Here is a 24,960-nt window from a genome sequence, read left to right as displayed (position 1 = left end):
TGGATTTTATTGGATAATCAACACGCCTGGTTTTTTCTATCAAAATTTTGTTGCTTTTATGGTAATATGTATAGAGATGACAATGATTTGATCTGAGTGAGGGGGATGGACATTGAAAAAACGGAAGAAATACGCGGCGGCGAGCGTGGTGTTGGCGTTGGGGCTGCTTGCTCCGGCTGTGTTGCCGACCGCAGCGGGCGCGGAAGACCGAGATGTCGTCAAGCTGCGCATTTTAGAGACGACGGACGTACATATGAATCTCGTCAACTACGATTATTTCAAAGATAGTCCGACGAATGAGTTTGGGTTGTCGAAGACGGCGCGTTTGATCGAGCAGGCGCGCGCTGAGCAGCCGAATACGCTTCTGTTTGACAACGGGGATTTGATTCAAGGAACGCCGCTTGGCGACTATGTGGCGAAAGTGAAGCCGATGCAAGACGGCGAAGTGCATCCAGCGGTGAAACTGTTGCATTTGTTGAAGTACGATGCGGCGACGGTTGGGAACCATGAGTTCAACTATGGCTTGGATTTCCTCAATGAAGTGTATGACGATGCCAAGCTGCCGATCGTGAATGCGAACGTGTACCGTGACGATCATGACCAAAATCCGGATAACGATGTCAACTATTTCACGCCGTATCAAATTTTAGCGAAAGAAGTCGTTGATGAAGACGGGGAGAAGCATACGCTGAAGATCGGCGTCATCGGCTTTGTGCCGCCGCAAATTATGGATTGGGACAAAGCGAATTTGCAAGGGAAAGTGATTGCGAAAGACATTGTGCAGTCGGCGCAAAAGTATATTCCAAAAATGAAAGCGGAAGGGGCCGATTTGATCGTTGTGCTGTCGCACTCGGGCATTGAAACCGGCGGAAACAGCCCGAATATGGAAAATGCCTCCTATTATTTGACGAAAATTCCGGGGGTCGACGCCGTGTTGACCGGCCACCAGCATAAAAAATTCCCGGCGCTTCCGGGAACGACGCCTGATTTTCCGGATGGGAACGGTATCAACAATGAAACAGGCACGATCAACGGTGTTCCGGTGACGATGCCGGGGGCGTGGGGCGATACGCTTGGGGTTATTGATTTGACGGTTGAGCAAATCGATGGAAAATGGAAAGTGACGCAAGCGAAAGCCCAGCTTCGCCCGGTGTACGACAAGGCGACGAAAACGCCGTTGGTTGACAGCGACCCGGCCGTGGAGCAGGCGATCCAAGCGGAACATGAAGCGACGATTCAGTACGTCCGCAGCCCGGTTGGAAAAACAACGAGCCCGATCAACAGCTATTTTGCGCTTATCAAAGACGATCCGTCCGTGCAAATCGTCACGAATGCGCAAAAATGGTATGTCGAAAAGATGTTGAAAGGGACGAAATATGAAGGCCTTCCGGTGCTGTCGGCCGGCGCTCCGTTCAAAGCCGGCGGACGCGGCGGGGCGAGCTATTACACGGATATTCCGGCAGGGGAAATCGTCATTAAAAACGTCGCCGATTTGTACTTGTATCCGAACACGGTGTATGCGCTGAAAATTACGGGAGCCGAGTTGAAAGAATGGCTTGAGTGGTCGGCGGGGCAATTCAACCAAATCGACCCGAACAAGACAGGCATTCAGCCGCTTATCAACAACGACTTCCCGACGTACAACTTCGACATTATTGATGGCGTGACGTACGAGATCGATGTCACCGAGCCGGCGAAATACGACAAAAACCAAAATGTGATCAATCCGAACGCGAATCGGATTAAAAACTTGAAATTCGAAGGCAAGCCAGTGACGCCGAACATGGAATTTATCGTCGCAACGAACAACTATCGGGCGACGACAAACCGGATCATCAATCCGGACGGGAAAAACACGATTTTGGCCGCGCTGGATGAAAACCGGCAAGTGATCATCGATTACATTCGGGAAAACGGAACGATCAACCCGTCAGCGGATGGCAACTGGCGGTTTGCGCCAGTGAAAGGGAAAGCGCCGGTGACCGTCACGTTTGAATCGTCACCGGAAGCGCAAAAATACTTGCCGCAAGACGGCAGCATCCGCTATGTCACCGCCTTGCCGAGCGGATTTGCCCAATATGAATTTGCCTTGCCGCTTTGGAAGGAAGAAAAGCCCAACCCGCCAAAGCAGCCGGAGAAGCCAACCACTCCTCCAGGCCAAGTGAAAAAAGTGTACTGGGATGGCGTGGAGTTGAAAAAAGGGCAAATCGGCCGCTTGACGGTGCAAAAGCCAATCAATCTATGGAAACGGACGAAGGATGGGCGCCTTGTGTTCGTCCGCATCTTACAGCCTGGGGAAGTATACCGCGTCTACGGGTATGACGCGCGCTTCGGCGGGCAGTACGCGGTCGGCGGCGGGTATTACGTGACCGACATCGACACGCACATTCGCTACGAAACGCCGTCAAAGGAGAAGTTGAAGTTGGTGAATGGGGAGTAAGCAAGAAAGCGAGGCTGTCCGAATGAATGGGGCAGCCTCGCTTTTTGCATGCTTATCATTCCGAATTGAGAAGACCCCACTTCTACGCGTGAGCATAAGTGGGGGATGAATCGCTGTCTTCGTAAGATCGCTGAACCGTGGGATGCACGGGGATGGCTTGGTTCATAGCCTGCCGCGGGGGTTCCCAAGAATCTCCCGCCTCTAAGTGCAAGCATAGGGGGAGAGCGTTCAAGTTAGTTGGTAATGAATGAAGGTGTTATGATGCTCACAGTTCAAATCATTTGACGGAGTAATAGTCAGTGGCAGTGACGTCGCTGTTAAAGTGTAGCCATAGACATTGCGGTTGACCAAGGACAGTTTGGAACACAGTCAGTATGGTATGGAGCCTCCATAGGCATTATTTTGCTTGAATGGCGATATATGAGGCAACCAGCCGATCATGTCTCTCCCTCCATATTAACACGATGTCTTTCCGGGAGTGGAGTGGATCACGTTTTCATGAGCGAAATGGTTCAGTATTATATGTGAAAATAACGGTAGGAATTTTACTTATTGTCGGCATATAATAATAAGTGAATGCATTAAGGTGAAAAAAAGAGGGATATTGTGAATAATGGAGAATAAGTATATGAAATGTTTGCAATGAATGATAAATGCCGACTTTTAGGTGAAAAGAGTGGTGATCATGAATGAATAAAGAAGTAAGCAAAATCATAAAAGATATTTTTGTGCGTCAAAAAGGATTTGCGAAGACAGAAGACTTAACCAGAAAAGGAGTGAGCAAATATTATATTCGAAAGTTCGAGCAAAATGGAGACATCATTAGGATAAAACGTGGGCTGTACCGTTATGCTGCATTTGAAAATGATCAAAATGAAGAAGTGGTTGAAGTATCAAAAGTGATCCCGAATGGTGTTCTTTGTCTTTTGTCGGCATTGTCTTTTTATGAGTTAACAACTTATAACCCGTGGGAGTACCAAATTGCTATTGAAAGAAAATCAAGGAAACCCAGTTTGCCCGATTATCCGCCAATTAAAATTTTCTATTTTTCAAAAAAACAGTTTGAATATGGAATTGAAGAAGTGGAAATAGGCGGCCATAAAATAAGCATTTATAATCGTGAAAAAACGATTTGCGACATTATTCGATACAGAGAAAAAATAGGAATCGATTTAATGAAAGAAGGTTTGCGAAATTATTTACAAAGTCCTGAAAAAAACATAAATAAACTGGTGGAATGTGCTGAGAAAATGCGCATCAAGACGGTTTTATTAAAATACTTAGAGGTGCTTTTATAATGGGAAATATTAAAAATATACCTGCTTCAGTTGGAGAAAGACTAAAGAATATTGCTAAACAAAGCGGAAAAACCTTTGATTTCATTTTATTGTTGTATTTTCAAGAAAGGTTGCTATATCGACTTTCCATTTCTCATTATCGGGATCAATTTGTTCTAAAAGGCGGTCTCTTTTTATTTTCCTTAACACAATTTAAATCTAGGCCAACCAAAGATATTGACTTTTTAGCCAGACAAATTTCGAATGATATTCAATATATCAAAACTGCGTTTGAGTCCATTTGTGCGTTAGCCACTGAAGAAGATGGAGTCGAATTTGATGTAAAGGGCATTACGGCTGAACGAATTAAAGAGGGTGCTGATTATGAAGGGATTCGTATTAAAATTCCGGCAGCACTTGGCAAAATAAAAAAGCAATTGCAACTGGATATTGGATTTGGTGATGTCGTGATCCCAAAACCACAAGAGATGCAGTATCCTACTTTATTAAATATGAAGCCCCCGGAGATTCGAGTCTACTCAACTTATTCAGTAATAGCTGAAAAGTTTGAGGCGATGATCTCACTATCTGTTGTCAACAGTAGAATGAAGGATTTTTATGATGTTTTCACGCTTTTATCAACCGAGAATTTTGATGGACGTGTTTTATGGGAAGCCATATTTGAAACCTTTCAAAGACGTCGAACGAATTTAGAAAAAGAACATCCTGTGTTTTCATCTTCTTTTGCAGAAGATGAGAGCCGAAACAAACAGTGGAAGGCATTTTTGCAAAGAACGGGTATAAAAGAAGATCTACAGTTTCCCTTCGTCATGGAGAAAATTCGAGATTTTCTTTTTCCTGTATATGACTCAATTTTAAAAGAAAATGAATATTGGAAAATGTGGAATAGCCGGACTCTTAAATGGGAGTAACGAAGAAGACAACAGCTCAAAAATTAGAAAAGCATAGGGTAGACGAAATGAATGGAGCAGTAATATCTGAGAGCCTGACAAAAATTAGACAAGAAAAACTGGCTGACGGCGATCAACGTGTACCGCTTTTTTTCAGCGGTACGACGAATTCATTCGCGACCAGGTCATTGGGATTGGCTGGCCGCTGATTGGCAATTTGGACGGCATAAGCAAAGATGAACGGAAAGAGCGATTGCGCAACGTGTACCATTATTCGGGGGCGAAGCTTGGCAACGCTCTTGGCGCAATCTGGGCGTTTGTCCATACGATGGAACAAGGGGATATCGTGTTGGTTCGCAATGGAGCATGGCTCAGCATTGGGATCATTAGCCCCTATCGCTATGTGAAACATCTCGACAATGATATCGATGGGTTTTGCCATCAACGATCGGTTGAGTGGAAGGTCATGAATGAAAACGTTCGGTTGTATCATGAGAACGTGCATGAAACATTGCGGCACCCGGGAGTTGTGACAAAAAGCAAATATACTGTACACGAATTTCAACTAGGGATTTAATGGTAACCCAGGAATGTTTGAGACATATATGAAATGGTTCAAAGGTCGAAAATCGTCATTTCGTCTCACTTCCTCGCGAAGAAAATCACGGTACAATCATCAAACGGTGCAAAAGCCAATCAATCTATGGAAACGGACGAAGGATGGGCGCCTTGTGTTCGTCCGCATCTTACAGCCTGGGGAAGTGTACCGCGTCTACGGGTATGATGCGCGCTTCGGTGGGCAGTACGCGGTCGGCGGCGGGTATTACGTAACAGACATTGACACGCACATCCGCTATGAAACGCCGTCAAAGGAGAAGTTGAAGCAAGCAAATGGATGGTAACATCAAACACGGCCTTGTGCCGCCATTCATGGCGGGCAAGGCCGTGTTTTTTGTCTCAATGATAGAGCGGAATATCTTTACAACGCGATCGCAGGCATCAAGGCCATGCCACCAACCGTGGTTCGGTCCAACGGACGAATTCATCAGTCCACGGTCGGGTTGTGATCGACCAAGCGATAGTAGAGACGGTCGTTTTTCTAGGAACCCAAACCGAAACCGAACCGCCATTGACTTTGAATTCCCCCCATCCATCACTGTTGATGGTGACGGTGTCACTCCGGTTGCCGGTAAGGTCATAGAACACTTTTCCGGCGTGTTGTTTGCCAACGTACATCCATTTGCTTCCTCCCGGCCCATCGGTGATCAATGCGGCCAGTCCGGATCCTGGTTTTTCAGTGACCCCTTCCCTTGTCCACCCGATGATGTCGGAGTGATCAAGATAATCATGTTGCGTTCCGTAAGCATAATCCCTGCGCGCGATGAGGAGCGGATCGATTTTGCTTTTCAGCGAAGGAATGTTATATTGTGGAATGCCATAATAGTCACCATAAAAGACGCACGGGTATCCTTCCTGCCGAGTTAGAATAAAGGCGTAAGCCAACGGTTTGAACCATGGGTCGACCCATGACTGCAGCGCTTGGCCGGGTTCGGTGTCATGATTATCAACGAAGGTGACGGCCAATGTTGGTTGATCTTTCATGAGAGTATTGGTCATTAACGTGCGCATATCAAATGTGCCCCCTGATTTGGAAGCGGTATAAAATTTGTTGTGTAACGGGGCATCAAACAAAGACATCGTTCCGTTTGTTTTCATAATGTAATTGTGCAACTTGTTGATGTCATAGCTCCAATATTCCCCAACGGTAAATAGCGGCTTGCCAGTCTGAGAACGCACATACGACAACCAATCAGGAAAAAAACTGAACTTAATATGCTTGACGGCATCAAGCCGGAACCCATCAATGTTCGTTGTGTTGACATACCATTTCCTCCAGTTTTTCAGCTCGGTCACGACTTCGGGATGATCCATATCAAGGTCGGCATACATTAAGTAGTCATAGTTTCCGTTTTCCGTGTCTACTTCCCAATCCCACGCTTTGCCGATGCCGCGGAATTTGTAAATGCGGCTCAATTTTCGGCTTTCGTCCCAATCAACGCCATCAAAATGGTACCAGCGCCACTTAAAGCTGGAGTAGGTGTTGCCCCGCCCGGGAAAATCAAATTTCGTCCATGCTTGGATTTGATAGGTGCCCGAGATTTCTTGGTTGCGGTCGGACGGATTGACTTCGACGGCGTCCACCCATTCCGTGCCGTCGGCGCCGCCTTTATGGTCGAACACGACATCGGCGTACACTTGCATTCCAGCGGCGTGGGCGGCTTGAATGGCTTGAAGATATTGAGCTTTTGTTCCGTATTTTGTGCGGACGGCCCCTTTTTGATTGAATTCACCGAGGTCATACAAGTCGTATACTCCGTACCCTACGTCGCTGCGGCTTGTTCCTTTGTAAGCGGGCGGCAGCCAAAGAGCGGTGATGCCAAGGCTGGATAAGTTGTTGGCTTCATTGGCCACTTTGGTCCATAACGTGCCATCATCCGGCAAGTACCATTCAAAATACTGCATCATGGTGCCGTTAAACGGTGCGGCAGCCTTGGCGTGCTGTCCTGTCGGGCAGAACAGCGAGGCAGTGAGCAAAAACGCGAGCAGGAACACCCACCCTTTTCGAATGATGCGGTGAAACGTTAGCACAATGCCCTTCCCCCTTAATCAAATGTTACATTCGACGGTTTGGCTTCCAAAAAATTAAGGGAAATGATTGCATAAAAAGAGTAAACAGGAAGCAAAACCTCGAACGGTTACGTCTATTATAATTTTTATTTGTGATCGTTTTCAATATCGAATTTAAACGATTTTGAGTTAGGAGTGAATCGAAAATAAAAAAACAGAGGGGAATATAGTTGAAATATTCTGTTTATTGGTATAAGATAAAGATTGATGAAATCGTTTGCACCAACCATTTTGTGCAAACGATTGCACAAAGAAATAAAAAGGAGAGGAGAGAAGGAAGTTGGCCAAACAAAGGAGAAGGGAGCAGGGGATGATCAAGAGGGCAAGGAGAATGCTATCATTGGTTTTGGCATCGGTGTTGTTGCTGGCATTGACTCCTTTCCAGGCGGTTGCCGCTGCGAACGAAACAGGAAGTTCTAGCGCTCTAGGGAATGGGGAGCATCGGTGGACGGCCGAATCCACGGCCTCGCAGCCACGGACGATCACGCTAGTCGGCAATTTGCAAGATGAGTTGGGCCATACGGCGGAATGGGACCCGGGGGCATTGGCGACGAGGATGCATGATGAAGGGAATGGGCTTTATACATTCACCGGGACGCTGCCAGCCGGGACCTATGAGTACAAAATTGCGGTCAACGGCAGCTGGGATGAAAATTACGGCGCCGGTGGGCGCAATGGCGCAAATCTGGTGTTGAAGCTGGATCGGCAAACCGAGGTGACGTTTTATTACAATGACCGGACGCATGCGATCGCGGATTCGACATGGTATACGGCGATTGCGAAGGAGAAACAGCCGCGTCTTGTCGGGACGGTGCTGCCGGCCATCGGCTATGAGAGGGAGAGCAACGGATGGACTCCGGGGACATCGACGACGCTGTTGACCGATGATGATTTTGACTCGGTGTACACGTTTAAGGCGCAGGTGCCGAAAGGATCGTATGAATATAAAATTGTCCTCGGAAACAATTGGAATGAGAGCTACCCACAAGAGAATGCACGCTTAAATGTTTTGGAAACGACGATCATTACATTCTTCTTCAATGCGAAAACAAAAGAGGTGTACACCGACTACAACCCCAATGGCTCTGACGGTGTTGTTCAGAAAGACCGATTAAAACACAATACATGGGATACGTTGTACCGCCAGCCGTTTGGGGCGGTGAAAGCGGGAACGAAGGTGACGCTTCGCTTAGCGGCGAAAAAAGGCGATTTGACGAAAGCGGATGTGTATGTGAAAAATACGACGACCGGCACGGCCAACGTCTACACGATGGAAAAAGTCGGCGTGCTCGGGGATGATGAATATTGGGAGGCTGTGTTCACCCCTTCGACGCCCGGGGTGTACGGGTATAAATTTATTGCTCAAGATGCCGGAACGAAAGTGGAATACGGCGAAGATACGCAAGAAGGGCAATGGGGGAAAACCGTGGACAGCCGTGCAGAGCTGTTCCAGTTGACGGTGTATGATCCGGATTACAGGACGCCCGACTGGATGAAAGAAGCGGTTGTGTATCAAATTTTCCCGGATCGGTTCTTTAACGGCAATCCTTCCAACGACAACAGCAAGCAGCAGGCACGCGGGGCGCAGCCGATTGAGCATCGCGATTGGTCGGATTTGCCCGATAATCCGCGCCTGAAAGGAACGAGCGGCTACGATGGCGACGGCGAATGGTCGAATGACTTTTTCGGCGGAGACATCGCCGGAATTGAACAAAAGTTGGATTATTTGCAGTCGCTTGGGGTGAACACGATTTACTTAAATCCGATCGCCAATGCGCCATCGAACCATAAATATGATGCGAGCAATTACAAAGAATTGGATCCGATGTTCGGTTCCCCGGAAGAATTCCAATCGTTTGTGCAAGCGCTTGCGAACCGGGGAATGCATCTCATCTTAGACGGGGTGTTCAACCACGTATCCGACGATTCGATTTACTTTGACCGCTACCACCGCTATCCGACCGTCGGCGCGTATGAATATTGGGAAGCGGTTTACGATTTGATGAATGAAAAAGGATTGAGCGAGGAAGAAGCGCGGAGACAAGTGGAAGAGAAGTTCAAACAAGAGGGACAGACGTTCAGCCCGTATGGGTTTCATCTTTGGTTCAATATTGAAAACGAAAAAGTCGATGGTCGTTATAAGTATCAGTCATGGTGGGGCTATGACAGCTTGCCTGAGTTTAAGTCCGTGATAGGGGAGAAGGTATCGTATCCGAGTGAATTAAACAACGATGCGCTCGCGAATTACATTTTCCGTGAATCGGATTCGGTGGCGAAAAGCTGGATTGCCCGCGGCGCCTCTGGGTGGCGGTTGGATGTAGCGAATGGGTGGATCCGGCGTTTTGGCGCGAGTTCCGCCAAGAATTGCTTCAAGGGTCGTACGACCGCGGTCCGACGTTAAAAGAGAGGGAGCAGCCGCTCATTTTAGGGGAAATTTGGGATGACGCATCGAAATATTTTCTAGGCGACCAGTACGATTCCGTGATGAACTACCGGTTCCGCGGGGCGGTGCTTGACTTTTTGAAAAACGGAAATGCAGAAGAGGCGGACAAACGGCTGACGGCCATAAGAGAAGACTACCCAAGTGAAGCGTTTTATGCGCTGATGAACTTAATCGGTTCGCATGACACGGCGCGGGCGGTCTTTCTGCTTGGGAACGGAACGGATTCATCCGAGCGGGCGGAGCTTGATCCGAATTATAATGAGGAACTTGGGAAAAAGAGGCTCAAGCTAGCGGCGATTTTGCAGATGGGATATCCGGGGGCGCCGACGATTTATTACGGCGATGAAGCGGGAGTAACAGGCTCAAAAGACCCAGACAACCGCCGCACGTATCCGTGGGGCAAAGAAGATCAAAATCTGTTGTCCCATTATCAGAAAGTGGGGCACATTCGCCAGCGCCATCAATCGTTGTTGGCCCATGGCGACATCAAGACGGTGTATGCGCAAGGGGATGTATACGTATTTGCCCGCCAATACGGGCGTGAAGTGGCGCTCATTGCCGTCAACCGCGGCAATGAGGACAAGACGATGGCGCTTGACGTCGCTTCGTTGCTTCCGAATGGCACCGTACTCACGGATGAGTTGCATGATGGCGAGAAAGCCACGGTCGCTGGCGGAACGTTGACGGTCACGATTCCGGCCCTGGATGGACGGATGATGTTTGGGACGGTGACGGTGAAAATACCTGCCGCGGTCAGAAGTTTGGAGGCAAGCGCCGCGGTTGGTCGCGTGACGCTTACTTGGGAAGGGCAAGCGTCGAAGTATCGGGTGTACCAATCAACCATTCAAGGGGCTGGTTATACGTTAGCGGTGGAAACGAACGAGACTTCCGTGACGATCGATTCGTTGGCGAACGGGACTGCGTATTACTTTGCCGTTACCGCCGTCGATGAGAACGGGAATGAGTCGCCAAAGGTGGAAACGAATCGCGTCGTTCCTCATTATCCGCTGACGAGCGACAATGTCCAGTTCGTGACCACGTTAAGCGATGCCACACTGGATTTGTCAAAACCGCAGCAAGTGGATGTCCATGTCAACATCGACAATGTGACAAGCAAAGGAGCAGCTGATGGGTTGCAAGCGGTGTTGCAAGTGAAAAGCCCGCATGACGAAAAATGGAAAGAATACAGAGCGTCCTACCAAGGACAAGACGGCGACGCCAACGTGTTCCGGGCTTCCTTCACTCCGCTCGCCGCAGGGACGTATACGTATCGTTATGCGCTGACGACCAATCTCGGCAAGGAATGGGTGTATACAGCAGAGAAGCAAGTGACGTTTGCGGCAGACAGCAGCGACCAAATAGCGCCAGCAGACGCCATCGAGCTGCGGCAGCCTGCGGTTGAATCCGGACAAGTGAATTTATCATGGACGTTTGTTGGGAAAAAAGATGGAGATGCTTATTTGTTAGTCATCGAGCGCAACGGTGATATCGTGCATACAACCACTTCGATCGGCGATTCATTTACAGACTACGATGTCGAAAACGGCACCGAGTACACGTATGTTGTCAAGTTGTATGACCGCGCCGGCAATGTTGTGGAGTCGAACACGGTCAAGGTGACGCCGTACATTGTGATGGTGAAGGTGATTTTTAAAGTGAAAGCGCCGGATTATACGCCGCTCGATGCCCGCATTACGATTCCGAACAGCCTGAACGGCTGGAACACAGGGGCATGGGAAATGTCGCGCAATGGAGCGGTGACGCCTGATTGGCAATTTACAACTGAAGTGCAAGAAGGGGAAACGATCACGTATAAGTATGTGAAAGGCGGGTCGTGGGATCAGGAAGGGCTGGCTGATCATACGCCTGCAGACAATGGGGATGATGATGTCAGTTATTATGGATACGGCTCGATCGGCACGGATTTGAAAGTGACCGTTCACAATGAAGGAAACAATACGATGGTTGTGGAAGACCGCATTTTGCGCTGGATTGATATGCCGGTGGTCATCGAAGAGGTGAAAAAACAAGGGAGTCAAGTGACGATCAAGGGCAATGCCATTAAAAACGGTGTTTTGACGATCAATGGCGAGCGGGTGCCGATCAATGATCAGATGGCATTTGTCTACACCTTTACGCCGGCTCCGCAGCAAAAAGAAGTGGCGATCCATATCGAACCGTCAGCGGAAAGCAAAGCAGCCGTGTTCAAAAACGACGGTGGAGCCATTGCGAAAAATACGAAAGATTACGTGCTAAATTTGGAGACGAAGCAGTTGCGTGAAGGGAAGTTGACAACGCCGCCAAGCAACGGCGATTCTCCGGGAAGCGAAACGCCGTCCCATGACGGAGGGGCAACACCAGGCAACGGCACCTCTCCGGGCAGCGGTGGTCCATCGGATGGAGCATCCCCTGGGGGGAGCGTTCCGCCGGGCGGCACAGCTCCACCGGGAAACGAAGCGCCTCCATCAGCACCGCCGCAAAAACCGTCTCCATCGAAACCAAAAGAGAAACCGAGAAAGCCAACCACTCCTCCAGGCCAAGTGAAAAAAGTCTACTGGGATGGCGTGGAGTTGAAAAAAGGGCAAATCGGCCGCTTGACGGTGCAAAAGCCGATCAATCTATGGAAACGGACGAAGGATGGGCGCCTTGTGTTCGTCCGCATCTTACAGCCTGGGGAAGTGTACCGCGTCTACGGGTATGATGCGCGCTTCGGCGGGCAGTACGCGGTCGGCGGCGGGTATTACGTGACCGACATCGACACGCACATCCGCTACGAAACGCCGTCAAAGGAGAAGTTGAAGTTGGTGAATGGGAAGTAAAAACAGAAAGCGAGGCAGTCCGAATCAATAGGGCAGCCTCGCTTTTTGCACGTTATTGTTCACTCGTGACCGTAACCGCCAACCCGTCCGCATCATAGGAAAGGGCAATCACAAGGCCGTCTTTGTGAAATGCGAGTGCAGGCGGGTAGCCTTGGCCAGAATCGGACTGTTCATACTGGTTTCCAAATAGCGTGATGAGCTGTTGTTTCAGATTGTTATAAATCGCTGTGAGCTGATCGTTTGTATACTCCTGGCCGTCATCGAACGAGTAGCCGTAGAAGGCAAGCTTTCCGTTCTCAAATCCATAGACGAGCAGCGTATGATATCCGAAAAGAGAAGTCGAATAGACCCAGGCTTGGCCGCCGTCTATATTTTCTTGTAGGATAAATTTTGCGGTTTCCAACTTCTTGACTTGAGAAGTGGACATGCCGAGTTTTACTCCACGGAACAGCTGTTCCATTTTAACTTGATTGAGTTTTGCTTTGGAAGGAGTTTCGTATTTTACCCGGGCATCGCGATCGACATAATATCCGCCGCCTAAACCTAACATGCCCGGTTTAAACGTGTAAATGCGGTAGGTTCCGCCGGTTTTTAACGTTCTGACGTAGACTTTCTTCTCTCCTTGTAACTTATAAAGCTCGGTATCTTTCAAAACAGTTAATTTGCCGATCTGTCCCTGCACCAATTCCATGCCATTCCACCAAACTTTTGCTTGCGCATCGTGGGCGTGAAATGGCGACAGAAGGATTCCGGCGCTTAGCGCTGAGACTGTTAGAAATTTTTTCATGATCTTCATAAAGTATGCTCCTCTCTCACGAAAATGGAAGAATAATATGATCCATTTTAACCTATATTTCGCCCCTTAGCCAAGTCCGGTGAGAAGCTTGTTTGACGAAATGTTGACCTTTGCGCCACCAAAGCCCCCTCTTTTTCTTCGAAATCATTCTTTTTTCTCTTTTCTTTTGACGGAAAGACCTCTATGATGAAAGAAAAAGAGAAAGGAAGGAGCGGGCGGAAGTGAGGAAATGGGTGCAGGCCGTGGCAATTGGAATGCTGTTGGCGGCGGCCGGATGGCTTTGGATGCCGAGTTCATCCATGGTCAAGGCGGGGGGATGCGGAGAACGTGTCGGCACGGAAAAAGTGTGGTGGGACGGTGCTGAACTGAAGCCCGGGCAAATCGGCCGGGTGACGGTGGTGGCGCCGACAGAGCTATGGTTGTCGAACAAAGCAGTGAAGACGCTGCCAAGCGGTGCGGTGTATCGCGTGTACGCGCTAGGCGGCGGCTATTTTGGTGTCGGCCGAGGATATGGGATCAAGAACGATGCCCGCGTCCGCTATGAAACGCCGTCAAGAGAGAAGTTGGCCGCTGCTTTATGCGTGCAGCAGGCGAAAACAAGCATGGCGGATGTCACGATGAACGGGGTGGCGATCGGCGACTCGCGCGCCAAGGTCGAAGCGATGTACGGCACGGCGAAGCGCAAGACGAAAAACGCCTACGGCCTATATTGGGAGGCGTATGATCAAGGCGGTTACAAAAACTTTTTGATGGTGAGCTATGACCGTGATCGGGTGGCGGCGATGTACACGAATCAGCCGATTGTCCAAACGAAAAAAGGAACGGGCATCGGAACGGCGAAAACCGTGGTGGAAGCGCGCTACGGTCGGCCGCTCGCCTTCATCCAAAAAAAGGATGACGTCTACGACATTCAAAATGACGAATACGGGACCTATCTTGTCAACGGCCGCTACGTCACCTTCTTTTATGACCGGTACAACAACAACCGGGTGGATGGCGTGCTTGTCGTCAATCGGGCGCTCGAGGATGAAAAGCCCGGGTTTTACGGAACGCCGACGGAGGAGCTGCGCACGGCCTATGAATATCAAATTTTTGATTTAGCAAACGCGGCGCGCCGCTTGCACGGACTTCCGGCGCTCGCGTGGGATGCGAAGGCGGCGGCGGCCGCCCGTGAACATAGCGAAGATATGGCGGTCCATCACTACTTCTCTCATACGAACTTGCAAGGCCTGTCGCCGTTTGACCGCCTGAAGCGCCGTGGCATCGCGTATCGCGTGGCGGGAGAGAACATCGCCTACGGACAATACGATGCGATTTTTGTCCATGAAGCGTGGATGCACTCGCTCGGTCATCGGCAAAACCTTTTATATCCGGACTTTACCCGCCTTGGCGTCGGGGTCGCGTTCAATTCATTCCATCAACCCTACTACTCTCAAGAGTTTTATGCTCCGTGACCGCGGATGATCCTTTCGCTTCTCAAGAGCGTCCCAGCAGTGCTGGGACGTTCTTTTTTTGGACTAAATAAATGGAAAATGATCCCCCATTTTGTAGAAGTTTGTCGTATAATAGAATCAGTGGCAACAAAATGATAGAAAGAGAGGAAAATAGGACTAGTGGGAAAAGCGAAGAACATCATCCGCATTGGGGTCGGGGCGGTGTTGGCCGCATGGACGGCGCTGCAGGCGGCAGAAGCGGATGCCGGAGCGAATGTCGTCTACTGGGAAGGCATGCGCCTCGTGCAGGGGCAAATTGGAAAATTGGAGATCGTGAAACCGATTAACCTATGGAAACGGGAAAACGGGGTGCTGACGTTTGTCCGCGTGTTGCAGCCTGGAGAACAGTACCGGGTGTATTCGTATGACGAGGCGTTTGGCGGCCAATACGGGGTTGGCGGTGGATATTACGTCACCAATATCAAAGGGCATGTTGTGTATAAAACGCCGTCGAGGGAGAAGCTGAAGCTTGTCAATCCGGGGAAGTATGGGGCAAGGCAGCTGGCGGTCGGCACGGTGGTAAAGGAGGTGTCGACGCGCATCGCCTCCGGGGTGGAAAAAGAGGAAATGGAAATCGTCGGCGCGCGCGGCAAGCAGCATGTGTACAAGCTTGACATCGATACGTCGAATGAGAGGCTGGCCATTGAGACGGCGCTGTCCAATGATCAAGTGCTTGGCATTGAACCGGTGCTTGAGCAGGCAAAACGGTACGATGGCCGCGACGGAATCGTACTGGCGGCGGTGAACGGCGATTATTTCAAAGAGGATGGTTCGCCGACCGATTTGATGGTGCACCGGGGAGAGATCGTGATGACGAATACAACGCCGGCGGCGGAACGGACGATTTTTGGCATCAGCGCTGATGGAAAGCCGATGATTGGAAACCCAGATGTTCAAATTGGCGTTCGAATTGGAGAAGGAGGCTCATATCCCGTCGATGGCATCAACAAGCCGCGGCGCGCTCATCAGTTGATTTTGTACACCCCGTATTTCGCTGCCTCCACGAAAACGAACGCTCTTGGGACGGAAGTCGTGCTGACGAATGTACAAGGGGTGTTGAACGGGAATGGAACGGTCACCGGAACGGTGAAGAAAGTGGTAGTCGGTCAAGGCAATGAACCGCTCCAGCCTGGAGAGCTCGTGCTATCGGGCCATGGCCGGGCGAGTGACTATTTGCGGCAGGCGAAAGAAGGGGATGCGGTGGAAATTTCCCTTCAGTATGACCAGCCCGAATGGAGTGGGGTGAAAGAAGCGCTCGGCGGCCGATACCGGTTGGTGGCGGATGGAAAAGTGCAGCCGTTTTCGATTAAAGGAGTCCATCCGCGTACAGCCGTCGGCATTGACAAGAACGGAAATGTCATGCTCGTCGTTGTCGATGGCCGCCAGCCTGCTCATAGCCAAGGCATGACGTTGAATGAGCTGGCCAAACTGATGCATGAGCTTGGCGCCGTCGATGCGATGACGCTCGATGGCGGCGGTTCTTCGACCTTTGTCGTCCGCCAGCCAAACGGGCAGCTCAAAGTCGAAAACAAGCCGTCTGATGGATTTGCGCGTCCGGTGGCGAATGCGCTTCTTGTTGTGTACAAAGAGACGCAAGAGAACGGGGAAAGCGAAGAAGTGCTTGATGATTTTGAGAACGAGTTGAAGTGGAATGCATCGGGCGTCAACTATGTGGGGGCTGCGGTCGAGCGGACGACAGAAAAGGTGAGAGAAGGAAAGCAGGCGCTGAAAATTTCATACGATTTCCGCGGGATGCCAGGGACATCCGGCGTCTATGCTAGTCGGGAGGAAGCGATTTGGATTTCGAAACGGCCGCAAGCGATTGGCATGTGGGTGTATGGAGACGGAAGCGGCCATTGGCTGCGCGCCCAGCTGCAGGATGGAAGCGGGCGCCGCATTTGGATCGATTTTGCCCGCCATGTCGATTGGATCGGTTGGAAATATGTGCAGGCCGCTGTGCCTAGCGATGTCGCGCTTCCGCTCATGCTGGAGATGCCGGTGCGTTATATGGAAACGGATATCGGACGGAAAAACGCCGGAGCGATTTACATCGACGGCCTTCGCGCCCTCTTCCGCTGATGGGCGCGCCTCCCCTGCTTGCCTAGAAGGATGGTGAATGAACAAGGGATGTTGCTCATCGATAGTGGTTCCGAAATCGTGAAAGTCCTTGCATGCTGTTCTTCTGGGCATTTGCATTTCTCTGAAAAGTATTGTATATATTATAAAACGAGTGGATAGGCAAACCGCAAGGGAGGCAAAAGCTTGACGATGGACGAACAAACGTTGTTGGAGCAGTTGCGGAAAAACCCGCCGAAGCTGGTCGGAGGATATAAAAAACAAGGATGGGCGATCAAAGTGTTGGAGCGAATCGCCAATCCGGATGTGGAAGACGAAGGGGACGGCCTGGTGACGGCCAAAGCGGTGCTGTGGGCGCAAGACGGCACGTATTACCCGGCTTTTTTGACAATTGACCTCAATCAACAAGGAAGAGTCGTCGGCGTCTATTTTATCGCTGAAAACAAGGAACAATTCGATTTGATTCCGTTCGAATGGGCGAAAGAGTTTCTTGGCAAGCCAGAGCAGGAAATCGTTCCGTTTCGCTACCGGACGCTGAGCAAAATCGACGGGGATCAGCAGCAAACGAACTGGCCGCACTTTCGTTGATCAAGGCTGGCTCTGACAGTCAAAAAGGTGGCTGAAGAGTCAGCCTTATTTATGCTTGGAAGGGCTTACGTTGGATTTTTTTTTTCAGGGCATATTTTCATTTTGCCTCTTTTCCGGTAAAATTGAAATACATGTTTACTATTTTTGTAGATAGCAGGTGAAAGTGTGAGGAGAAAACGGAGAAAAGCATTTTCCATCATCGGATGGCTGGCGGTGTTTTGGCTATCTTTTTCACTGTTGGCCGTTCAGACGGAAGCGGCCTCGTTCCCGAATGTGGAGAGGCTTGAACAGCATGCCGCCCAGCTTGAGCGGGCGATGAAAGCGGATCAATGGTCCAAGCCGTACCGTCTCTTCAACCAAGTCAAACGCGATTATGAGGCGGCAAAAAAAGAAGTGGCGCGCGTGCGTCCACAAACGGCAAGGGCGCAGTTGGAAAAACGGATCGCGGCCGGAGAACAGACGATGAAAAAGGCTTCCGCCTATATCAGCGCGGTCGAAAGCGGGGAGCGATTGCGCGCCTTGACGGCCAACGTCGACCGGGCGCTGCGGACGGGGGATGTGGATGTCGTGTACGATTCCTATGCCCTGTTGCAATACCAAATTCGCAAAACAGCGATTCTCATCGGCCGCGTTCCGGGAGCGTCGCTGCGCGAAAAGATGGAAGGATGGTTTCAACGCCCGACTTTGGCTGTCAAGCAGCGCGCGTATGATCCCATCAATATTATGAAAGCCATGGACAAGTTGCTTGATGCGTATGATGAAGGGGATATCGCGCGGGCGGAGCGGTTGCTGTCGCTTTGCGACCGGTGGCTGCCAAACGTGGTGGATGCGGCGACGCGCAAGCAGCTGGCGGTGTATATCGATGATTTTAAAGCGCCGGTTGTCTTAGATGTCGATATCGAATAAACTGGCGCATGTCGGGAGAGGAGAGACGGATATGAAGGTGATTCAGCGATGGGCGGCGGCTCTTCTATTGCTTGCGGCCTCATTTTCGGTTTGGAGTCCGCCGGCGGAGGCGGCGACGGATCCGGCGTCAACGAAGGTGCTCGAAGAAGTGCGGAAAATTGTCCGCCAGTATTATGTGGAACCAGTGAGCGATCAAGTGCTGAAGGCGAGCACCCCGCAAGATATTGTCAAACAGCTTGACCCGTATTCTGCCTATATGACAAAGGAAGAATACGAGGAATTTTTGAAGTGGATTGATATGGAGTCTGTCGGCATCGGCGTGATGATTGAGGAAGATGAGAACGGCGTCCACATCATGTCTGTCTTGGACAATGGGCCAGCCGCCCGCGCCGGACTGCAGCCGGGCGATGTGATTCAGGCTGTTGACGGGCAGCCGGTAACGAATGAGACAATGGAAAAAGTATTGAGCTTGATCGCAGGGGAAGAAGGAACGACGGTGGCCGTAACCGTTTGGCGGCCGTCGACCGAGGAAACCGTCAGCGTCACCATCAAGCAGGAAAAAATCGACTGGCCGAACGTGGAGTTCAAACGGCTGGCAGGGAATATCGGCTATATTCAGCTATATAGTTTTGATGAGACAGCGCCTGCTGAGATCGAACGCGCCATTCGCTCGTTAAGCGGGGTGAAAGGGTGGATTTTTGACCTCCGCGACAATCCGGGGGGATATGTGGAAACGGCGCAGCAAATCGCCGGCTTTTTCCCGAATGTGAAACAGGCGTTTCAGTTGCGCGACCGTTCGAATCACCCAGAAGTGTATGCCGCTGTCAAACAGCCGGTGCAAATGGCGGGTCCGATCCGGCTGCTTGTCAACGCGTCGAGCGCGAGCGCGTCGGAAATGTTGGCGGCGGCGGTGAAGGAGCAAAAGGCGGCCGTTTTGTATGGGCAACGGACGTTTGGCAAAGGATCGATGCAGGAAATGTTTGAGCTGTCGGACGGCAGCATGTTGAAGTTGACCGTCGCCCACTTTTTCTCGCCAAAAGGGACGCCGATTCATCATGTTGGGGTGAAGCCGGATGTGCCGACGGTTGTTGGGAAAGAGCTGTATGCCGCTCACCGCGATTTGCTGATTGGCCAGCTGAAAGGGTATCAGTCGCTCGGCAAGCTGCGCAATGCGCCGGTCGATAAGACGTTTGTCGTCCGCTTCTCTCGTCCGCTCGCCAATACCGCGGTAAGCGGAGTAAAATTGTATCAATTAGGCGGACGGGAAGCGGCGGTGACGGCGCAAATCCGCCGGGGGACGGAGCTTTTGATCAAACCGGCAGCGAAGCTGGCCAAAGGGCAGAGCTATTTATTGGTCATTCCGCCGGTGTTGAAAAGCAAAGACGGCGTGGCGATGAAAAAAGGTGCTTACATGGAGATTCAAACCGCTGCTTCTACGAAATAAGGCCCTCCCGTCGAGATGGGTTGGATAGCCGTCGTTCTTGATGATGCAATGTTCGGCTGTTGCGTCTAAGGCTCAACGGACAACGGGAGCGCGGTCGTTTTGAACGGAACGATGCAAAGAAAGCTGGCCTCCATCGGTCGTTTGGCGACCATGGGGGCCAGCTTTTTGCCGGTTACTCCTCGCTTGATTGCGTTTCTTGCTTTTCGCTCTGTGCCGGGGAGGATGGGATCGTCACCTTCCAGGACGTCCAATCCGGTTCTGCTTTGCGCAGCAATTCCGGTGGGAAGAGGAACGTCCATGGTTTGCTGGTGTGGGCTTTCACTTCCAGATGGCATGGAAATAATCCGCGGGCGACGATATCGCCAGCATAATCCCGCACTTCAAGCGGGATTTGTTCAAAATGGATATGTTTGTCGCTGCCGTTGCGAATGAGCAACGTGACGCCTAGTTCACCGGAAGGCAGCTGTTTCGCTTCAATGCCCATGAAGTTCACCTCTCCGGGAGCGGGAGGCGGAACCGAGTCAACGAGGGCTTGCAGCTGTTGGCGCTGCTTGGCCGACAGCGTCTGCTCCCAGCTTTCCTCTAGATCGAGCCGATGCCGCGGTGTCAGTTCAAAGGCGATCTTCCATCCATCTTGAGGCAACTGATCGACGAGCTTGTCCTCGGCGGCGAACAAAAACCGCCACGGGCGGGCCGTCATTGGCGGCAGTTCGCCGAAAGCGCTCATATCAAACTCTTTGCGGGCAATCGCCGTGCCATCCTCGTCAAGCAGCAACAGGCGGATTCGTTCAAAGCGAACCGGCTTCGGCAGCGTGTTGCGCAAAATGGCGACAGCGACAAACCCATCGTTGTATTCGACCAGCTTGACGCCGGAAATGGAAATTTGGTTTGGCTGAAGCGGCGGCAGCTGTTCGTGGTAAAAGCGATAGACGTACGTTTCTTCCGGAGACAGCTGCCAGTCCGGATGAAACGACAGCGTCGTTTTCGTTCCGACCTCCGGCTGTTTGACATGTTGCGCCGGCAGCTCGGCTTCCGGTTGCGTGCGTTGTTTTCGTCGGAAAATCATAGGGAACCTCCTTTACGAGGCGGCGTGCTGCGCCGCGGTTATGGTTCGTTCGCGGCGGCGGCCGCTTCGTCATCGATGACAAACTGGCTTTTCAAATAGTTCATGGCTGTCGTGCAAATGCCGGCGTCGATCGCTTGCTGCAGCGCGACGAATTCGCGGTAGGCGTCCATTTCAAAGGCGCGGTACGGATCCTCTTGGCCGTAGCTGCGCAAATGAATCCCCTCTTTTAATACATTCAGTTGATTTAAGTGGCGAATCCAGTGGGCGTCGATGGTTTCAACCATCAAATGCTTAAGCCGCATCGTTTGTTCTTCGTCGCACGGAAGATCGGCGAGCGCCGCTTCAAGCGATTGGTATTCGTCCCAAACAAGTTGGGCGATTTCTTCTTTTTGCTTATGGCGAAGATCATCAATCGGATAGGCAAACTGGAAAAAGGCACGGCGCAGCTCGTTGTGCAGTCCTTCGATGTTCCACTCTTCAAAAAAGACGTTTTCCGGACAATAACGGTCGATCGTTTGCGTGATATAACGCTGAATGTGCCGAAGGAGCTCGGACAGCACCTCTGCTTGCTTCAGCGCCAAGACGCGATCGCGCATATGGTAGATGACTTTGCTTTGTTGGTCGATCACGGTGTCCAATTTCAATAAATGCAATCGCGCCGAATAATGGGCGTTTTCGATCGTTGTTTGCACTTTTTGGACGAACTTGATCGGGTCGGGCGACACGATGAGCCCGGTTTCATCCGTCTTGACTTTGCTTCGCCATTTTTCCAGCTCCTCTTGATCGTACAGCTGAAATAAATCATCCTCCAGCGAAATGATAAACTGGGAAGACCCCGGATCCCCTTGGCGTCCTGCCCGGCCGCGCAGCTGCATATCAATGCGATGGCTTTCATGCCGCTCTGTGCCGATGATGTGCAGCCCGCCAAGTTCCTTGACGCCTTCTCCAAGCAAAATGTCGGTCCCGCGCCCGGCCATATTGGTCGCGATCATCACTTGCCCTTTTTGCCCGGCGGTCGCGATGATGCGCGCTTCTTCTTCCTCCGTTTTGGCATTGAGCAGGTGGTGAGGGATGCCTGCTTTCGAAAACGCCGCTGACAACCGTTCCGACTGTGCGACCGATGTCGTGCCGATGAGAACGGGACGGCCGATGGCATTCATTTTTTTCACTTCGTCGATAATTTTCCGTACTTTCGCCTCGTACGTCTGGTAGACGAGGTCGTCCCAGTCGGTGCGGCGGGATGGCCGGTTTGTCGGAATCGTAATAACGCGCAGCTGGTACGTTTGCCAAAATTCTTCTTTCGACGGCGTAGCGCTGCCGGTCATCCCGGCTAGCTTCTCATACATGCGAAAATAGTTTTGGATCGTAATCGTGGCTTGGATGTCGTTTTCTTCGGTGATTTCCACACCTTCTTTCGCTTCAATGGCTTGATGCAGGCCGTCGCTGAACGAGCGTCCTTCCATCACCCGGCCGGTGAACGGGTCAACGATCATCACTTTGCCGTTTTTGACGATGTAATCGACATCCCGCCGCATGATAAACCAAGCGCGCAGCGACTGCATCGCATGATGGAGCAGCACGTGATGCTCCCAGTCGTATAGATTGTCGATGCCAAACGCCCGCTCGATTTTTTGCGCCCCTTCTTCGGTGAGGAAAATTTGTTTCGTCTCCAAAGACCGTTCATACTCTTTTCCTTCTTCGAAGGTGCGGACGATGCGCGCCATAATCGGGAACAATTCGGCTCCGATTCCCGATTTATTGGCGATAATGAGCGGGGTGCGCGCTTCGTCGATTAAAATGCTGTCGATTTCATCGATGATGGCGTAATACAGCGGGCGCTGCACTTTATCTTCGAGGCGGTACACCATGTTGTCGCGCAAATAATCAAAGCCGAACTCGGTGCCGGTGCCGTACGTGATATCGGCCGCGTACGCTTCTTTTTTCTCGCTGGCCGTCATTTGCGACACATTCAGGCCGACGGTTAAGCCGAGAAAGCGGAACACACGGCCCATTTGTTCGCAGTCCCGGCGCGCCAAATATTCGTTGGCCGTAATAATGTGGACGCCTTTTCCAAGGAGGGCGTGCAAGTAGCTTGGCAAAGTGGCCGCCAACGTCTTTCCTTCCCCGGTCTGCATTTCGGCGATGTTTCCTTCATGCATCGCCAATCCGCCCATCAGTTGCACGTCGTAATGGCGCAGACCGAGCACGCGCCGCGCCGCCTCCCGGACGACGGCAAACGCCTCGGTTTTTATGTCATCGAGCGTCTCGCCGCGTTCGAGCCGTTCTTTGAAGACAACCGTTTTTTGGCGCAGTTGTTCATCGCTCAGCGAAGAAATGGTTGGTTCCCATTCATTGATTTGCGCCGCCAGCTTGGCAAGACGCTGCACGTCTCGCGCGCTTTCGTCAAATAGTTGCTTTACTTTTGCAAACATATGTCCATTCCTCTCCTAGACAGGCATGATTCACACCAAGTGCTTTAAACCTAATTATAGCACAAGATGTTTCCTGTGGAGGGAGGATGTAAAATGTGGAATCGTTCGCCGGATTGGCGCTCGAGCTTCTCGCGGCAAGGGAAAAAGAAATTTTCCATCCTTGGGGACAAAAAAGGGGTGTAAAAAAAGATTGATTTACTCATCGTATATGGTAACATAAAGATGATGTGTGTTTCCGCGATTTTATAAGGCCAAGGTGATTGCATATGAATATGGAAGCATTTTCCGCATGTTTGGCTTCGTTTATCACAGTATTGGTCATCACCCCGTTCGTGATTAAACTCGCGGTCAAAATTGGCGCGGTCGATCGGCCGAACGGGAGAAAAGTGCATACAAAAGTCATGCCAAGGCTTGGCGGATTGGCCATTTTTATCGGTGTCGCCGTCGGCTATTTTGTCGGCGGGGTGTATAAAGAGCAAGTGACGGGGATGACGGTCGGCGCCATCATCATCGTGCTCGTCGGGATGCTCGACGATTTGTACGAGCTGTCGCCAAAAGTGAAGCTGGCCGGCCAGCTGCTGGCGGCGTTCGTCGTTGTTGCTTCCGGGCTGAAGGTCGATCTTTTGACCGTTCCGTTTGTCGGCACGTTTGAGTTGGGGCTGTGGAGCTACCCGATCACGATATTTTGGATTGTCGCGATTACGAACGCCATCAACTTGATCGATGGATTGGATGGATTGTCCGCGGGCATTTCCGCCATTGGGATTGCGGCCATTGCCGTTATGGCGGGCATGGCAGGCAAAATGCTCATTTTCACGCTCTGCTTGATCCTCTTAGGCAGCGTCATCGCGTTCTTGTTTTACAATTTCCACCCGGCGAAAATTTTCATGGGGGATACCGGCGCGTTGTTTTTAGGATATGCGATTTCCGTCCTGTCGGTGCTAGGGCTTTACAAAAGCGTGACGCTCTTCAGCTTCGTCGTTCCGGTGATCATTTTGGGTGTGCCGATTTTCGATACGACATTTGCCATTATTCGCCGCATTGTGAATAAAAGGCCGATCTCGGCGCCGGATAAGTTGCATCTTCATCATCGGCTGCTGGCCCTTGGCTTTTCGCATCGCAACACGGTGCTGCTCATTTATGCGTTTGGCTTGATGTTTGCCATCAGCGCGATTTTGTTCTCCGCCTCGACGTTATGGCAGTCCATTCTCATCGTCTTTGCCTTGATCGTCTTCGTGGAACTGCTGGCTGAACTGATCGGCTTGGTCAATGATCAGTACAAACCGTTTATGACTTTTATTCGTAAGCTGCTTCGGGGAAGCCGAAAAGTATACGGAAATGACCGATAAATAGCAAATGAGCCGTTTGTGCCATGAAAGGGACAAACGGCTTTTTTCAGGAATGCCCCGTCTTTGGAAAATTATGCCCTTCTTTTTCGTTCCTGAATCCGTGACAGAAGTGTATCAAAAATGCTGGGAAACCCAATCGTGTCGAGACTTCGACTCCATTTCGAATGTTCACCTATTAGGTGAAGAACCCCGAGTGCAATATTTTGCTGATTGATCCAGTTTTCTTGGCAGC

Annotated in this window: 16 protein-coding genes and 1 pseudogene; 13 read left to right on the top strand and 4 right to left on the bottom strand. The window is 50.9% G+C overall.

Features of this window, described 5'->3' with window-relative positions:
* Window positions 1-112 precede the first annotated feature (112 nt).
* The 5 genes and pseudogenes from IKE44_RS00720 to IKE44_RS00700 form a co-directional block, all read left to right on the top strand.
* Window positions 113-2,440: a bifunctional 2',3'-cyclic-nucleotide 2'-phosphodiesterase/3'-nucleotidase gene (locus IKE44_RS00720; RefSeq protein ID WP_287464711.1), complete on the top strand. Its 2,328-nt coding sequence runs from the start codon at window positions 113-115 to the stop codon at window positions 2,438-2,440.
* 689 nt (window positions 2,441-3,129) lie between these two features.
* On the top strand, window positions 3,130-3,738 hold the full coding sequence (locus IKE44_RS00715) for a type IV toxin-antitoxin system AbiEi family antitoxin domain-containing protein (protein ID WP_033014861.1): 609 nt from the start codon (window positions 3,130-3,132) through the stop codon (window positions 3,736-3,738).
* Window positions 3,738-4,649, top strand: coding sequence for a nucleotidyl transferase AbiEii/AbiGii toxin family protein (locus IKE44_RS00710; RefSeq protein WP_014196821.1), 912 nt, complete (start codon window positions 3,738-3,740; stop codon window positions 4,647-4,649). Before IKE44_RS00715 ends, IKE44_RS00710 begins: the two co-directional genes overlap by 1 nt.
* Window positions 4,650-4,890: 241 nt before the next feature.
* Window positions 4,891-5,205 (top strand): hypothetical protein, encoded by a 315-nt coding sequence (locus IKE44_RS00705; protein ID WP_231293750.1) that lies wholly within the window; start codon window positions 4,891-4,893, stop codon window positions 5,203-5,205.
* 100 nt (window positions 5,206-5,305) lie between these two features.
* Window positions 5,306-5,530 (top strand): annotated as a pseudogene (locus IKE44_RS00700) (hypothetical protein); the annotation flags it as partial.
* 97 nt (window positions 5,531-5,627) lie between these two features.
* On the opposite strand, the gene amyS reads toward IKE44_RS00700, so the two are convergent.
* Entirely contained in the window at window positions 5,628-7,277 is a 1,650-nt protein-coding gene (amyS, locus tag IKE44_RS00695; RefSeq protein WP_287464707.1) for an alpha-amylase, read from the bottom strand.
* Window positions 7,278-7,647: 370 nt separating this feature from the next.
* Here amyS and IKE44_RS00690 point away from each other — a divergent pair, with 370 nt between their 5' ends.
* Together IKE44_RS00690 and IKE44_RS00685 are read left to right on the top strand one after the other, a co-directional pair.
* A complete protein-coding gene (locus IKE44_RS00690) occupies window positions 7,648-9,717 on the top strand; it encodes a pullulanase X25 domain-containing protein (RefSeq protein ID WP_287464705.1) in 2,070 nt (689 codons plus the stop codon).
* A complete protein-coding gene (locus IKE44_RS00685; protein WP_287464703.1) occupies window positions 9,621-12,578 on the top strand; it encodes an alpha-amylase family glycosyl hydrolase in 2,958 nt (985 codons plus the stop codon). The genes IKE44_RS00690 and IKE44_RS00685 overlap by 97 nt, the downstream gene beginning before the upstream one ends.
* Window positions 12,579-12,630: 52 nt before the next feature.
* On the opposite strand, the gene IKE44_RS00680 is transcribed toward IKE44_RS00685, so the two are convergent.
* A complete protein-coding gene (locus IKE44_RS00680; RefSeq protein WP_049624717.1) occupies window positions 12,631-13,374 on the bottom strand; it encodes a hypothetical protein in 744 nt (247 codons plus the stop codon).
* A 221-nt stretch (window positions 13,375-13,595) separates the two neighbouring features.
* Here IKE44_RS00680 and IKE44_RS00675 point away from each other — a divergent pair, with 221 nt between their 5' ends.
* From IKE44_RS00675 to IKE44_RS00655, 5 genes are all read left to right on the top strand, one after another.
* On the top strand, window positions 13,596-14,828 hold the full coding sequence (locus tag IKE44_RS00675) for a CAP domain-containing protein (protein ID WP_287464701.1): 1,233 nt from the start codon (window positions 13,596-13,598) through the stop codon (window positions 14,826-14,828).
* Window positions 14,829-14,987: 159 nt separating this feature from the next.
* A complete protein-coding gene (locus IKE44_RS00670; RefSeq protein WP_049626151.1) occupies window positions 14,988-16,946 on the top strand; it encodes a phosphodiester glycosidase family protein in 1,959 nt (652 codons plus the stop codon).
* Between the two features lie 183 nt (window positions 16,947-17,129).
* Entirely contained in the window at window positions 17,130-17,531 is a 402-nt protein-coding gene (locus tag IKE44_RS00665) for a hypothetical protein (protein ID WP_287464699.1), read from the top strand.
* 165 nt (window positions 17,532-17,696) lie between these two features.
* A complete protein-coding gene (locus IKE44_RS00660) occupies window positions 17,697-18,437 on the top strand; it encodes a hypothetical protein (protein ID WP_287464698.1) in 741 nt (246 codons plus the stop codon).
* A 31-nt stretch (window positions 18,438-18,468) separates the two neighbouring features.
* The gene (locus IKE44_RS00655) at window positions 18,469-19,881 is read left to right on the top strand and encodes a S41 family peptidase (protein WP_287464696.1); all 1,413 of its coding nucleotides are present in this window, start codon (window positions 18,469-18,471) and stop codon (window positions 19,879-19,881) included.
* Window positions 19,882-20,053: 172 nt separating this feature from the next.
* Here IKE44_RS00655 and IKE44_RS00650 read toward each other — a convergent pair whose 3' ends face one another.
* Window positions 20,054-20,947, bottom strand: coding sequence for an accessory Sec system S-layer assembly protein (locus IKE44_RS00650; protein ID WP_049626153.1), 894 nt, complete (start codon window positions 20,945-20,947; stop codon window positions 20,054-20,056).
* 38 nt (window positions 20,948-20,985) lie between these two features.
* Window positions 20,986-23,379, bottom strand: a complete 2,394-nt coding sequence (gene secA2 / locus IKE44_RS00645; RefSeq protein ID WP_049626154.1) for an accessory Sec system translocase SecA2 — start codon at window positions 23,377-23,379, stop codon at window positions 20,986-20,988.
* A 266-nt stretch (window positions 23,380-23,645) separates the two neighbouring features.
* Here secA2 and IKE44_RS00640 point away from each other — a divergent pair, with 266 nt between their 5' ends.
* The gene (locus IKE44_RS00640; protein ID WP_049626155.1) at window positions 23,646-24,728 is read left to right on the top strand and encodes a glycosyltransferase family 4 protein; all 1,083 of its coding nucleotides are present in this window, start codon (window positions 23,646-23,648) and stop codon (window positions 24,726-24,728) included.
* The last annotated feature ends 232 nt before the right edge of the window (window positions 24,729-24,960 follow it).

This window comes from Geobacillus sp. (genome assembly GCF_017515625.1).
In the GTDB taxonomy this organism is placed as follows: Bacteria; Bacillota; Bacilli; order Bacillales; family Anoxybacillaceae; genus Geobacillus; species Geobacillus stearothermophilus.
Note: the sequence above shows the minus strand (reverse complement) of the source record. Positions and strands in the feature narration are given on the sequence as shown.